The organism is Parashewanella spongiae, from assembly GCF_004358345.1.
Classification (GTDB): domain Bacteria; phylum Pseudomonadota; class Gammaproteobacteria; order Enterobacterales; family Shewanellaceae; genus Parashewanella; species Parashewanella spongiae.
The window spans coordinates 663,395-679,040 of record NZ_CP037952.1 but is presented as its reverse complement, the minus strand read 5'-3'; the positions used below and the strand labels follow the sequence as shown (position 1 = coordinate 679,040).

Sequence of the window (15,646 nt, the reverse complement as noted above, 5' to 3'; positions counted from 1 at the left end):
TTGCACTATTGAATTTTCAGACCTTCACAACCAGCCTTTTTGTTGAGCAATTCTCGCTGCATCGATTCGATTACTGGCATTAAGTTTGTTGATGGCTTCAGACAAGTAATTCCGAACCGTACCTTCTGCAATAAACAAGCTTGTGGCAATGTCAGCGGTCGACTTCCCTTCGGCAGCAAGGCGCAGTGAACGGCGTTCTTTATCATTTAATGGATCTTTATCACCAATGGCCATCATGGCAAGTTCAGGATCAATCACTCGCCTGCCGTTTAACACTGAATTAATCGCTGCGACCAATTCTTCTGAAGGCGCGTCTTTTAATAAAAAACCTCCTACTCCACATTCGATTGCACGTTTAATGTAACCTGCGCGGCTAAACGTCGTGACGATAACGACTTTAATCTTTGGTTGGTTTTCCGCTACCCATTGTGCCAATTCGATACCGGTGCGGCCGGGCATTTCAATATCGCTTAACAACAAATCAAAGGAATCATTTTTGAGTAATTGCAATGCCTGCTCGCCGTCTTTGGCTTCAGTCACTTGATATTGGCCGCAGAGTGATAGCAAGGCCGACAGCGCGCCGCGCACCATAGCTTGATCTTCCGCCAATAAAATTTTAATCATGATTCACATCCTTGTCTTGCTTAGGTAACTCAATGGTAAACATTAATTGTGGGTGGAGTTGATAATAGAACTGACCATCAATATCTTGCAAGCGCTCACGTATTCCGGTGAGTCCATTTCCCTCATTAAAACTTTCGGTTGCCTTGTCTGAATAACTCACATTTTCAGTTAAGGTAATCACAAAATTATCTGAGTGTTCAATAAAGTTAAATTCACATTCCTCAGCCTTACTATGGCGCAATATATTGTTGCACAGCTCAGTGAGTATTAACGTTAAATGACTTTCTTGCATGGCATTCAATGTCTTGGGGAGTTCTCCAACTAAAGTAACACTGAGTGATTTATCACGTAAGCTCTGACATAATTCAGTCACAGTTGACGATAACCCTTTGTGCTTATAATTCGACACCGTTTGCCTTAATTGAGACAAACTTTCTCTGGATATTTGTGCTAATTCATCAAGATGTTGTTTAGCTGTTTCTAATTGATTACTTTCTATCAGTTTGCTGGCTAATTCGGCTTTGAGTGATATCGACGATAGGCTGTGCCCCATGACGTCATGAAGATCCCTTGCGATGCGCTCACGTTCAACCATAGTCGCGAGGGTCTTGATTTCAGCACGGCTTTGTTGCTCTGCTCTAAAGTGCTCTTCACGTTTACGCGCGGCTAAACCAATAAGGCCAATACCGATAGTTAAGCCTGCCCCCCAAAGCGCAAAGTATGGGTTCGGAAATCCTAATAGTAAATTGAGGGCAATTAATGTGGCGATTTGGCCTGCCCATAACCACAAGGTTTTTGGGATTCGATAATGAAAGCCACAATAAAAAGCTACATAAGTGAATAAAGCTAACGAGCCACTGTTGAGGGGTGTGACACCAACCGAAAGTATAAATATCAGTGCAATTGGGTATTTAGCTTGAATGCTGGTGCAGCGATGCGCCCAAAAATATAAGGGAAGGAAGGCTGCTAACACTACTAAGCTGGTAATTATCTCCCATGCCGCCATAGACGCAATAAACATCGGGATAAAATAAAAAACCAGATTACACAGATAAACCCAAGCAAAACGATCTTCTAATTTTTTTCTCGAACTAGGCGTTTTTACGCATGATTGCGCTGAATTGAGCTGACTGGCGGTCATGGTGTTCTTCCCTTTTACCTAAAAACACTAGTTTGGCAAGCTTTCAATTGGTCTGTAGGTTTAATGCTTTGTTTTTAACACGTTGCTGAATTGATGTACAGAGCGGCTCCCTAATTAGAGCCGTCATTTTTTCACTATTAAAACTGTTGAAGTAAGGACTTAGCCCACCCATTGGTAGGGTTTACCACAAGAGCTTGTTGCCAATCTTGTTTTGCTGCGGTTAAGTCGCCTTTTTGTTGTTGAGCCAAACCGCGCCAAACAAAAGACTCAGATTTACCCCAGCAAATGATTTCACAAGGCAGTTCAAAATCATTGAGTGCTTGATTAATGTATTCGATACTTTTATTGGGTTTATAGTAATTGGCAATCGCTTTAACCAATTGTACTCGTGGGTTATTCGGCTCAAGCTCCTCTGCTTGCTGTAAAGCATGGTTTGATTTAGGACCTAACTCTTGATAAGTCGTACGGTCAACGAAAATATGCATGCCGTATACGGCCGACAATAACGCATAGTTTTCAGCATCATCTTGTTGCTGGTTTAATGTTTCAAGGACCGAAGCAGCTTGGGTTAACGCTTCCTTTGCGAGCGCACCATTGCCAACAAGACTAGCCCCTACACCTAAGCGATAGTTTGCATAAGCGTTCGCATAATCCATTGTTTCGCTTGCCAGCTGTTGTAACTGAGCCATGTTCATTGTATTCATCGCGGCATCGGTTTGAGTAATCGCGTCTTCTGTAGTGAGTGCTAACACTGATTGTGAGGCAAAAATACTTGTCAGTAATAATAAAGTTTTCATGTCGCATTTCCTTGCTTAAATAAATTATGTTTCAATTCGGTTGAGGTCGAGCCTTTTGCTTTCGAAACCAATTATTGTGGAAGGGAATAAATTTAGTTAGACACAAAGATCACCAAAACAAGGTGACAAATGTCATAAGATGATTTTTAGTAAAGCCAATTCAATATTATACCAATTACAGTAATTGGTATTTATCAATGTGATGACAGCTTATGACTCATCGAAACTCACTTTCGCTGAAGCACAGTTTCGACTTAAAAGCTGTTAATCATTAACCGATATGAGCGAAGGACCATTAATTTCATTGGGGATACACGATACTTTCAAGAGGGAAGTTTACTGCGGAACCTCCCTTTAGGTCGCATGATACTTCGCATCACGACTTTGAAGTTTCAATTGAGAAGTGTGCTCGCTAGTATCAAGTTATACCAATTACAGTAATTAATCTCTCACTCAGCAAGAGATAAAGGTTTTCAGTACAAGGCGCATGTTCGAAGTACTATATTCCCTACGGCCGCCATACAAAACTGGCGTTCAACGCACTTAGTGCTTTTGTCGGGATAATTCAAGAACGTGCAACGCAGTAATGGAAACCTTTAGACTTGCCCTTCGGGAGCTTGTATGCGCAAAAATTACTTCACAAAATTATCTCAACGTAGATAACTATGTTTTCATCAATTTCGTTTGTACTTTGTGCGCATACATAGCTCTGAGTTGAGCATTTAATTACTGTAATTGGTATTAATGGGTAGACTCGCTCAATACTATCTTTCCTAAGTTGAATTTATCCTCGATAAACTCAAGTCCAAATACATCATTGAGAAAACTTATCATTCCATTTTTTACCGTATTATTGCCATGGTATCCAGTTATGATCGACACTATGTTGGGTTCATTATTTTTTTTGTGATAACAAAATAATAGTTTTGCGAAAGCTAATGGAACACCTCGAATATGTGTACCATTGCTTGATTGTCCTTCGAAGATTTTATCTATATGTAAATCTAAACAATGATTCATTAAGCCAAGACTTTTTTTATATATTCCTTGTGTTATCCCTTTATCAATCATGCTTGCGAAATTATCTTTGTCAAGCGGCGCAAGTTGAGCATGTATTTGTGAAGGAGTACTCATGTTACATTCGTTCATAATTTTTTCTAAATACCATATTTCAGCGTCAAATTCCTTAGCCTTAATACATACTTTAATAAAGGCATTGTAAATGGCAACATCAGGCTTGATGCCCCATTGTTGCATTAAACTGTCTGTAGCTGTGTTTGTATCGTCATCGCCCAACACCAATGATTTGGCTTCTGTAAAACGCTCCATTTCGGCGCAGGCAGTCAATAAATTCAGGCAGGTGATTGAATCTGCCTTTAGTGGTAGTTGAGGTGCCATCAAGGGGTTATCACCACGCACCAGTTGCCAAGCACTATCAAATTGGCCCGTTTTAGCGCATACCGTGATAAAAGCATTGTAAATGGCAACGTTAGGCTTGATGCCCCACTGTTGCATTAAGCTGGCTGTATCGCCATCGCCCAACACCAATGATTTGGCTTCTGCAAAACGCCCCGCTTCAGCGCAGGCAGCCAGCAAATTCATGCAGGTGATTTGATTGGCTTTTAATGACAAATGAGGTGCCATCACGGGCTTATCACCACACACCAGTTGCCAAGCACTATCAAACTGGCTCGTTTTAGCGCATACCGTGATAAAGGCGCTGTAAATGGCAACATTAGGCTTGATGTCCCATTGTTGCATTAAGCTGGCTGTAGCTGCATTGCCATCGCCCAACACCAACGATCTGGCTTCTACATAACGCCCTGCTTCAGCGCAGGCCGTCAGCAAATTTATGCAGGTAATTGAATCTGCTTTTAGTGACAAATGAGGTGCCATCACGGGCTTATCACCACACACCAGTTGCCAAGCACTATCAAATTGGCCCGTTTTAGCGCATACCATGATAAAGGAATTGTAAATGACAATATTAGGCTTGATGTCCCATTGTTGCATTAAGCTGGCTGTAGCTGTATCGCCATCGCCCAACGCCAATGATTTGGCTTCTGCATAACGCCCCGCTTCAGCGCAGGCCGTCAGCAAATTCAAGCAGATGATTGAATTTGCCTTTAGTGGCAAATGAGGTGCCATCACAGGCTCGTCACCACACACCAGTTGCCAAGCACTATTAAAGTGGTCAGTTCTAACGCATGCCGTGATAAAGGCATTGTAAATGGCAACATCAGGCTTGATGCCCCATTGTTGCATTAAGCTGGCTTCAGCTGCATTGCCTAGTACCAACCTTTTGGCATCTGAAAAATTTAAATTTAACTTAATTAATTTCAGTAATAGGATGCATGTTTTCGCTTCATAGGCAGATTTAAATAGTACTATGTCACTAAAAACGCCGTCGAAATCAGATGAATGGCTGTCAGAAAACTCGGCCGCTTTGTGCAACAATTCATGGACTAACCTTATGTTCCATGATGTTTCCATGACCCGTTTGTCGTTTTTTAGGGTGTGAATGATTTCAATAAGCTTCGAAAGTTTAGTGCAACCACCAATTAATGCATTTAACTCAATACCCAGTTGATTTTTGCTTTTCTGTTCAAGTTTCCAAGAGTGAATGAGCGCACGGGTCTGAGTATCAAAGGAATTAGGGGAGGAAGATGGTTGGTGTATTTGCTTAGCATATTGAGTGCTTGATTGTGGAGCATTGGAGAAGGGCTCAGTTGCAAAATATGGGCAAACATTACTTGGCTTCTCACAATTATGAACTTCTCGTTTGTGAGAGTTGGAGTGAGTCGGCGATGATTCAGTGTTGAAAAAATCATACAGCTTTTGTTTATTGGTTTCGCTTAATACTTGATAACTCTGTTGTAAGTCTTCATTATCATCAAATTTTGAAACCTTAAAGTTTAGATAGGATACGGCTTCGCTTGGGTATTCTTGGAGGCTTTTGAGTACGGATTCATATATTGATTGTTGTTCAGCAGGAGTGCGCACTGTCGCCATCGCATTACTCAATAAGTGAGTGAATTAATAAGCTAAGATATAACGCACTGAAAAGATAAATACAAAAATATTCAGCTTTAAGGTATTCTATAAATGTATAACAGAAGATTACCCACCGCATAGAGAAGCCGTTTCGTAGCTCATCGTTGTGCCTCAAACTCAAACAAAAAATAATGAAATTGAGCGTAAATTGGCTCATGCCTAGTAGTCCATTCATATGAATTCTACAGTTGAAGCTGTTCTGGTAAACCATAGTCATAGGAGAGCTAAGAATCATGTATCGATATTTATTGTTTTAAACTCTTACTTAACTTTTGCTCACAATCAATTGACAAATAAGTGATGTCTGAACAAAACACCTCCTCCCACCCCTTGGCAAGTCAGTAGGATTCTAGCTTTTCATGCTTTGATTAACGAAAGTGTAACTGGATTTCGTTAATCAGTGAACTTCTGTTAAAAGGCTCACTTTACTCTGGGAGTACGGGGTAAAGTTTCTTTAATTTTATACGTGTCTCCTCAGTCGTGAACTGCCAGCTCATCTTAGCCTTGGACTCATTACGCTCGGTAACCCAGGCTTCGACTTCAGTATTTAGTGTTTCCTGAGCGGGTATTCTTCGGTTTAAGCATTGCCTGCTCAAGATACTTAATTCAATTTCAGCCACATCCAACCAACTTCCGTGCTTTGGCGTGTAATGAAATTCTATTTTATTGATCAACCTACGAGCTTCTTCTGGTTCGAAGGCCTTATAAAATGAAGTCGGGGTATGAGTATTCAAGTTATCCTCAACTAATACAATTGTCTCAGCGTCCTTATAATACCAATTACAGTAATTAACTTCCCACTCAGTAAGAGCTAAAGGATTTCAGTACAAGGCGCAAGTTTGAAGTACTATATTCCCTACGGCCGCCATACAAAACTGGCGTTCAACGCACTTAGTGCTTTTGTCGGGATAATTCAAAAACTTGTAACGTAGTAATGGAATCCTTTAGCCTCGCCCTTCGGGAGCTTGTATGTGTCCAAATTACTACGCAAAACTGTCTCAACGTAGCAATGTAATAACGACAGTTTTGTATGTCGGTAATAACTATGTCTTCATCAATTTCACTTGTACTTTGAACACATACATAGCTCTGAGCTGGGAATTTAATTACTGTAATTGGTATAAATGGCAAAAATAGAAGAATTGAGCATGGCTAGAACAATAAACAGTGCGGCATCAAGCACCACTTACTGAGTGATGCTCGTGAGCGAAAGATACATCGTTATAGACGCCCTTATATTCTGGAAAGAATATGTTGACTCAGAAGACTATCAAAACTGTGTAATTTTTGCAGCGGTCGGACTGCCCCAATAAAGGATTCACCATTACTATCTTCAATTTTTCAATACCTTTTAAATAAATGGGCGAAATATGTGTTTGTTGGTGAACACCTGTAATTAGTATTAGCTTACTTCTATCCAAAAGTGAACTGGTTATACACAAATTACTTATATATCAATACAATACGGCAAACTCACATGATTAAGGAAAAGGTCTGGGGTTTGGGCTTACACCTCCTGATTAATGTAAAAGCTATGGTTGAAATTATCGAAAATCATATAAACCTAAACGTTCATGATAGGCATAGATGTCATATGCGTTTACTTTGACTATTATTTTTCTATCACCCTACACCATGAAAATTGTATTCGCTGAGATTTGAAGATTATTTCCAACCTAAACATTCATGATAGGCATAGATGTCATGAGCGTTTACTTTAATTTCGATTTTTCTATCACCCTACACCATGAAAATTCTTTCTGTTTTATTCTAACTATTAGCAGAGCTTAAATCGTGGTCGCATTTTTTTTAGTTTTCATAACTGAACCTAAACTGATCTGGATATGGTTGCTCGTACCCTCGGCTATTTCAGCTTTTACGCATTGAATGAACGGTAAAATGACCAGTTCTCGTTAGAGTTCTTGGCAATCCAATCTATCCACTAGGCTCTGCTACTCACTTTAATTCAGTGGAGTAGTATTTTATGGAGCCTATTGTAAAAAGTTGTGCAGGATTAGATGTCCACAAGATGATGGTCATGGTCACTATCCGCAAGGAGACAGAGCAGGGAATTGAAGAAATCACCCAATCCTTTGGTACTTTAAAAAAAGAACGCTTGAAATTATGCCATTTTCTCAAGCAGCATCATATTGAGCTAGCTGTAATGGAAAGTACAGGTGTTTACTGGAAAAGCATCTATCTTTCACTTGTTACAGCTGGCATAAAAACGCAGGTCGTTAATGCAAGACATGTCAAGAATGTTCCCGGTCGAAAGACAGATGTCATTAACAATCAATGGCTCGCTTCACTCGGTCACTATGGACTCGTTCGGTCAAGTTTCGTTCCAGCGCCACAGCAGAAGCAACTCAGATTACTGACTCGCAGAAGAGACAAACAAAAAAAGGAATTGAGTAATGAGAAAAATCGATTACATAAAACCTTAGATGATGCTGGTATTCGTCTGGGCGGGTTTATTAGCGACATTAACGGGAAATCAGGGCAAATACTCGTGAACGGTCTGATTGAAGGAAAGCCATTGTGTGACTTGATAAAAATGGTCGACCCAAGACTGAAAGCCGATAGAAGTGAACTTATGGCGAGTATGGACGAAACTCTTACTCCGTCACACTTTTATATCTTGCGTAATATCAAAAATCACATTGAGTTTCTAGAGAAGCAGCTTGCTGAGCTAGAAACCTTAATTATTGAAACGATAAAACCGTGGAATGAGGCTCTGGAACTTTTGCAAACGATACCGGGCACTAGTGTTATCAGTGCAGCTTGTCTTATTGGTGAAATCGGTGACGACATGAGTTGCTTCGATGGAATAAAGGGTATCAGCTCATGGGCAGGTTTATGTCCGGGAAATAATGAAAGTGCAGGAAAAAGAAAAAGTGGGCGAATGCGTAAAGGAAACAAAATGGTCAAAACACTCTTGTGTGAAGTAGCTAATGCTGCCGTTAAGACGAAAAGCCAATTCAAAGGCAAGTACCAAGGTTTGGTCATCCGTCGAGGACACAAGAGAAGTATCATTGCTATCGCCCACAAACTTTTACGTATTATCTACACAGTATTAAGCCGAAGGAAAGCCTATTTTGACCCAGATATTAACTACGAGGAGTTAATGGTCAGGAGAAATAGTCCCCGATGGCTTCAAATGATGGTTAAATACAATATGGTATAAACAGTTAAGCAAAAAGCTTAACAGACAGCCAGACTTATTTTTATCCCTTCAATAATTGCGGGGAGGACTATGTTGCGTCTAATACTATTAATTTTCACGGTAAGCTAAAGGCGAAGTGATTTTTAGCTTTTATGCTTTCACTAACAGGCTTGGGAATAGGTGTTAGCGGCTATTTTCACGGTAATAAATCGGTTGAACGCACAATTTAACTTTAATCTATTGAAGTTAAATACAAGAATGAATCACCCCGCCCCAAGGGGCGAGGTATCAATTAGTTAGATAAAGACGTTAGTCCGCCGCAAGCGGCGAGGAATTTACCCTACTGAGATTAAACAACCCGAATTCACTCTTCAGATGGGTGCTGAGCATTCATATACTTGCCAAAATCACCGCTAACTGCATTATAAATTTTGCAAGTAGAAACGAAGTAACGACAGTTTTGTATGTCGGTAACCACTACTTGCTGCTATTCATGCCTTGCTATCAGTATTTTTTTCTGCTTTAGGATAAAACAGCACTTCTGAAAATAGTGAAAAATGACTGACTAAAAACAAATAGTTTTGTCAGATTAGACATCTTTGTCAGTGCTTCCGCACAACTTCTATCAGTATGTTATACCAATCCGCATCCAAAAAAATTCAGCGAACAAACTGACCTTCCAATTTATGTTGAAAAATCCCATCTTGAATGACTCTGTGACCGTTTAGCCATACTTGTTCAATGCCTGATGAATATTTATTCCATGTTGAAAAATCAGCATTTGCTTTGTATTTATTAGCGTCAAACACAATAATATCTGCTTGATAGCCAACTGTTAATTGTCCTCGATTGCTAAGACCTAGCAGCTTGGCTGTTTGACTGGAGCTTTGATTTATAAACTCAGCGAGACTGAGCAGCCCTTTTTCTGTTACGTATTTTTGATATTTTTTTGGGAAACTAGCGAATTTACGGGGGTGACCATTAGTACCGTCTGAAGATGTCACAACCCAAGGTTTTGTCATGAACGCTTCTACATCATTGGGTGACATATTAAATGAAGCAACTCTTACTTCACCTTCCTTTACGAGTTGAATCGCAGTAGTGACGGCATCACTTTTACGAAGTTCAGCGACCTCTGCTAAAGTTAACCCAACCAGTTTTGAATCTTTAAATGCTGTGATTAGAAGTGATGAATCGCCGCCTCTACGACGAATGTTTTCATTAATTTCGAAACGTAAGCGTTCAGTTAAATTCTTATCGCTTAAACGTTGATGAAAGGCTTGCCGTGAATCTGCCATTACCCATTTTGGCATAACAGCACTATGAAGTTTTGTGCCAGATGCGAGCCAAGGGTATTGATCTGCTGAAATACCGACCCCTCTCGCTTGTGCCTGCTCTATCATGGAAATCGCTGCTTTACTTTGCCCCCATACGTCAACTCCAAGTGCTTTTATATGAGCAAGATGTAAGTGTATGTCTGCTTTCTCAGCAATATTAATGGCTTCATCCAGTGCGGAAATCAAACCAATATTAAACGTGCTTTCGTCACGCAGATGGGTATCATATATTCCTTGATATTGGCTAGCTATTTTGGCTAGAGTGATGACTTCTTCCGTATTCGCAAAACTGCCCGGAACATAATATAAGCCAGTTGATAACCCAAGAGCACCATCTTTCATGGCTTGTTCTAATAGGTTAGACATCTGTTGTAATTCTTTAGCAGTCGCAAAGCGTTGTGCTCGCCCCATAACTTGCTCTCGTATACTGCCATGCCCTACAAACAGTGCTACGTTAGTACCAATGCCGTTGGCTTCTAATTCTCTTGCGGTTTTTGCTATATCAAAAAAGCCTTCGCCATCATTGCCATTAACGACTGTGGTCACACCCTGAGTTAAATAGTTGAGATTGTGATTTTTATCTTGGCTGTACAGTTCATCAAGTGTATGAGTATGAGGATCAATAAAGCCCGGACTGACAACTTTATTGCTGGCATCTACAACGGTTTTTGCGGTTACATCATGTTGACCTGTCGGGTAAAGCCCGCAAATCATATTGCCACAAATAGCGACATCAAGCGCCTGTGCTTGTGTACTTGAACCAGTAAATACCTTGCCTTTCGTAATTAAAGTATCAACTTTGGGCTGTTGATTATCATTGCACGCAGTAATGGTAGACACACACAAAAAAACAAAAAAAATACGATTAAAAACAGCCATTAAATATTTACTCTTTGTTGTGGTTGGCATCTGACATCATGGTTTGCATTAACGTGATTGCCGCATTATTTGCAATGGCTATTATGTTATCACGTTTCGTTTCGTCACCCATTTCATAAGTGATTGCATGGATTTGGTAATTATCAGCAAAATATTGCTTTGATACACCATTATTGGGTCGATTTCCGGGTTTCTGTATAACATTAAAGTTTGGCATAGCCTGATCTAATGAGTTTAGCCAGTGTTTAACAAAATAACGGTCTTCGACATCATAATTTGTTGGCATGGTATAAAAAACATCTTGATTAGTGGAATGAAAATCAATGGCAAATTTAATCTTTTGACCTTGTGCAACCAAGCCTTGTAAATATTGATGCACTTGAATCGTTTCGGGCTGTTTAAAGCTGACCCAATCTCGGTTTAAATCTGCACCATGAGCATTGTGACGCCAGTTACCCATGGCGACGCCATCTGGATTTAAGTTTGGAATAATTAAAATGTTAAATTTTTGACGGAAATGATCTGCTAGTTTATTTTTAGCCAGTAACGTTTCGACAAATGGGAATAAAGCCAGTGCTCCAGTGATTTCTGGGGGATGTAGTCGACCTAAGATAACTAACCACTCATTAGTGTTGGCTTTACTCTCTATTTTATAAATGGGTCGCTTTTGTGCCGACTCGCCTAATCTACTGTGACTCACTTGGCTTACTGCTTGTAGCTTATTTGCCCAATCGACATAGTACTGATTATTGATGACTTCTTGTGCCGCAACATACTGCGGTTGCTCAGTAGCTTTGATTGTAAAAGTCAGTCTTTTTCCACGAACTCGATGCGCTTGGGGGGACCAAGTTTGCATATCTTGACTGATTTTAGGCAAATATCGGTTCTTTCTTTTATCTGCGATTTTAATTGTAACATTCACATCAGTAGCTTGATCTGCAATGACTTTAAATGCATACCAAGGGCTAGGATTAATGGGGGTATTTTCTGGTTTAATAATGATATGGAAACGATTATCTCCTAAATTTTTACACTCATCCATTCGGCTTGCCTCAAAGTCAGCCAATAACCGAACTGAGCCGGTGTCGCACGCTTGCTGATGATTACTTTCAGATGGAGCAATAGGGTTATCCGCGTAAGAATGGAAGTTAGCACAAATTATGAACAAGCAAAGAAGAAATGTTTTTTTCATATTAACGGCTTAAAAGTTGATATAAGAGGATAAAAACATGACTCAACATTTCATTGATTGAGTCATGTTTTTTGTGTTAACGATAGAGATAGACTTAAAACTTTTTGTTTATGTTCATGTAAAAGTAACGACCTAAACTCGAATGCACGCTGCTGTTATAGCCAAAGGTTTCATCAGCAATCGGAGGTTTCTTACCTGCTAGATTTCTAACACCAAACGTAATTTTTGCATTTTCGATGAGACTGCCAGGCAGACGATAATTTACATAAGCATCAACTTTCGAGAAACTTTTTACTTGGTACTTTAAGTTTTCTTCATCAACGGTATAGTCTAAGCTGGTATCTTCGAAACCACTTATGTATTTATATCGCAGTCCTGCACCCCAAGCATCTTTTCTCCAATCTAAAGATGAAACCACACGCCATTCAGGTCGTCCATTTTGACCAATTAAGTCGCCACTGCCAGTAATGGTAACTTCTTTACCTTTATACTTTAATGCATCAACCAAACCCTGATCGCTGGATTGCTGTGCTGCAATAACTTGCGCTGTCACGTCGTCAGCCAATTGATAAAACTTAGTTAATTTCGCTGCATTAGTCTTAAACTTGAATTTACCGAAGCTTGTTTCTAAGTCATAAGTAACCCCTAAATCAACACCTGATGACTCTCTATCTTGTAAATTGATATAATCATTTTTCACAGCGATAACTTCATTATCTTCACCGCCTCGAGTGACTAAAGGGTTACCATTTCCTGTTGGGTTTTCATAATGCAACATAGCATCATAAAGTAACTGAGTTTGTGAATGGATTAGACCCACGGTGTCCGTTTGATCTAGATACCACCAATCTGCAGTAAAAGTTAAATTATCTGTTGGTTGAATGACCACTCCCCAACTGCGGCTCTCGCTTTCTTCTGGTCTTAAGCTGTCACTACCACTTCGGATTTCTAATACTCCATAGCGAGAATCAACGAGAGGATCGTTTCGGCTGTTGACTCGTGAAATATCAACGGCTACCACTTGAGGCAATCCCGGTGCTTTAAAGCCCTCAGAATATGCGGCACGCAACTGAACGTAATCATTCATTACCCAAGATAATGCAACTTTCGGCTTTAAAATATCACCTACATCCGAAAAACGTTCGTAACGAGCGGCCAGTTGCATATTGAGGCTTTCAACTAATGGCAGATCATTTAGAAGTGGAATAGCAAACTCACCATAAGCTGAAAAAACATTACGACTGCCTGCTGCATCAGGTGTTGGGCTACTACCTAAAACAACACTGGCAAACTGGTCAACATCTTTACTGCCACCAACTGTATCTAGAAATTGTTCGGTAGTATTTAACTCATCTGAACGAACATCGAAAAAACTTTCATAGCGATATTCGATACCAGCGGCAAAACCAACTTCTCCAGCTGGTAATTCAAAAATATCTTCTCGGGATACTTTAAAGTCAAAAAGAGCAAGTTCCGTTTCGCTTTCACGCACAACATCAATCATAAAGTTGTCGATGACGGATTGGTCGTTTCTGGTAGGATCACCAACATTATTATTATTGATATCAGCCCCGTTGAATACATCATAAGCGGTGGCTTGATCGGTACTGTTAATGGCTTCTTGGAATCGCTGAGTGTGAATGCGGTTGGCTTTATCTTGAGTATTGGCCTTAGAATATAAAAGCCCGCTGTCCCAGTCCCAGTTTGAATAATAGCCACGTAAGCCAGTAAGTAAACGATAGCTTGTATCTGTGACTTCAATATTTCGAGGACCAGTATCTACTGGACGATACTTCCTTAAGCTTACCTCTTCACCAAAAGGGTTATAGTAAGCATCAGCGGATATGGTGAATCGCTGAGAGGTAAGATTTGATGTTTGCTCGCGAATACGGTCAGCCTTTGCGAAGTAATATAAAGCTTCACCATAGAGTTCAGTATCATCGGTTAACTCGTGAGTCAACATACCATAAAAGTTAGCTCGCTCGACACCTGAGCTTAAGGAACGTTCGCTGTTACGGTCGTAACCATCGCTCGATGGTTGGCTGCCTCGATCAACACAAACACCTTCAACATCAAGTGCAGTGGTTGGATTGCCACGCGAGTCTGAGTTTTCGCAACCCGATAATGTATCGGGTTGTAAATGAAACGTTCCTAATGTTTTAGTACGGAACTCCCCCCAAGGTGTTGATGAATTTAAGTTATGCAAATCTGAATTGCTGTATATTGGATTGCCGTCATCATCGGTTCCGGTAACGATCACTTCATCAGGGAATCGATTATTTTCGCGTAAATCAGAACTTTTAGCGTATGGCTTTTCACTCGCCATAATAATATTGCGATTGTAATAACCTGCGGACATTGAAACGTGGGTTTTTTCTTCATTCAAAAAGAAACCAGTTGCACCCGTCAAGTTGATCACATCTCGCTCAGTCCCTTGCTCATTGCCGTAGTTGAGGTTGAATTCTGAACCCTCATAATTATCTTTTAAAGCGTAGTTAACAACACCCGCAACTGCGTCTGAACCATAAATCGCAGCAGCGCCATCACGCAACACTTCTACACGCTTCAAACCTCGTACTGGTAAGGTGTTGGCGTTAGCTGTGGTTACAGGGACAAAGTTTTCCGACTGCGTGCCGGGATGAAGCACTAAACGGCGGCCGTTGAGCAAAACAAGAGTGTTACCCGTACCTAAGCCTCTTAGGTTAAATGATGAAACATCACCACGAGCATCATTTACCCCCCCTACAGAGCGTGAACTATTGAAAGAAACTTCACCTTGCTGAGGTATTTCAGCAAGTAATTCGGCACCTGAAACAGCACCACTATTCTCAATGTCTTCAGCGGAAATGGTGGTAACTGGTAACTCACCATTATCATGATTAACCTTAATGTGTGAACCAATCACACTGATACGTTCAATCTCTTTATCTTTTACTGATGATTCTTCAGCATTAGCATGTTGAAGAAAGGTTGCTTGGGTTGTTAAAGCTGTAAGTATACAAAGGCTCAATCGATTTAATTTATATTTAAATCTGGGTTGTTGTTTCATATCGCTCACCACCATGTGTTGTAATTGTTATACTTATAAGTCGAATGTTATCTTTTATTTATTATTAAATTCACAATGCCGAATTGCTAAATGCAATACTATTGATAGTTCATTTACAACCCATAACCTAAAGTTATAGTAGGGCTATAAATTCAGTCGTTATATTATCACAGCCCCTAATCTATCTAACTTCTGTGTTAGGGGCTGTTTATCTTTCAGGATTAAATTTTGTGCTATTTGAGCGTTTATCTGTTCAAGGCGTAAGCCGTGAAGCTTAGTCATCTAAGTAAACGGGTTACAACACAGAATAGTGAACGCTAAAAATCATCTAAGACAGCGTAAACTGGTCATTTCTACTGCGTTATCGCTTGCTTATTTGGAATACCAAACCGCACAAGCTCTGTCTTGCA

At 40.2% G+C, this 15,646-nt stretch carries 8 protein-coding genes and 1 pseudogene; 1 reads left to right on the top strand and 8 read right to left on the bottom strand.

Annotated features, from left to right (window positions below):
- Positions 1-24: 24 nt before the first annotated feature.
- The 5 genes and pseudogenes from E2I05_RS02395 to E2I05_RS02375 all read right to left on the bottom strand — a co-directional run.
- A complete protein-coding gene (locus tag E2I05_RS02395) occupies positions 25-621 on the bottom strand; it encodes a response regulator transcription factor (protein WP_121854043.1) in 597 nt (198 codons plus the stop codon).
- Positions 617-1,765 (bottom strand): sensor histidine kinase, encoded by a 1,149-nt coding sequence (locus E2I05_RS02390; RefSeq protein WP_121854038.1) that lies wholly within the window; start codon positions 1,763-1,765, stop codon positions 617-619. The genes E2I05_RS02395 and E2I05_RS02390 overlap by 5 nt, the downstream gene beginning before the upstream one ends.
- 137 nt (positions 1,766-1,902) lie before the next feature.
- Entirely contained in the window at positions 1,903-2,562 is a 660-nt protein-coding gene (locus E2I05_RS02385; protein ID WP_121854039.1) for a tetratricopeptide repeat protein, read from the bottom strand.
- A 741-nt stretch (positions 2,563-3,303) separates the two neighbouring features.
- On the bottom strand, positions 3,304-5,574 hold the full coding sequence (locus E2I05_RS02380; protein WP_121854040.1) for a pentatricopeptide repeat-containing protein: 2,271 nt from the start codon (positions 5,572-5,574) through the stop codon (positions 3,304-3,306).
- A gap of 467 nt (positions 5,575-6,041) precedes the next feature.
- Positions 6,042-6,389, bottom strand: a pseudogene (locus E2I05_RS02375) (transposase); the annotation flags it as partial.
- Positions 6,390-7,600: 1,211 nt separating this feature from the next.
- Here E2I05_RS02375 and E2I05_RS02370 point away from each other — a divergent pair.
- Positions 7,601-8,800: an IS110 family RNA-guided transposase gene (locus E2I05_RS02370; RefSeq protein WP_133309444.1), complete on the top strand. Its 1,200-nt coding sequence runs from the start codon at positions 7,601-7,603 to the stop codon at positions 8,798-8,800.
- Positions 8,801-9,438: 638 nt separating this feature from the next.
- Here E2I05_RS02370 and E2I05_RS02365 read toward each other — a convergent pair.
- From E2I05_RS02365 to E2I05_RS02355, 3 genes are all read right to left on the bottom strand, one after another.
- Entirely contained in the window at positions 9,439-10,995 is a 1,557-nt protein-coding gene (locus E2I05_RS02365) for an N-acyl-D-amino-acid deacylase family protein (protein ID WP_121854547.1), read from the bottom strand.
- A 7-nt stretch (positions 10,996-11,002) separates the two neighbouring features.
- Positions 11,003-12,187, bottom strand: a complete 1,185-nt coding sequence (locus E2I05_RS02360) for a M14 family metallopeptidase (RefSeq protein WP_121854546.1) — start codon at positions 12,185-12,187, stop codon at positions 11,003-11,005.
- Between the two features lie 94 nt (positions 12,188-12,281).
- The gene (locus E2I05_RS02355; RefSeq protein ID WP_243641126.1) at positions 12,282-15,236 is read right to left on the bottom strand and encodes a TonB-dependent receptor domain-containing protein; all 2,955 of its coding nucleotides are present in this window, start codon (positions 15,234-15,236) and stop codon (positions 12,282-12,284) included.
- Positions 15,237-15,646: the final 410 nt, after the last annotated feature.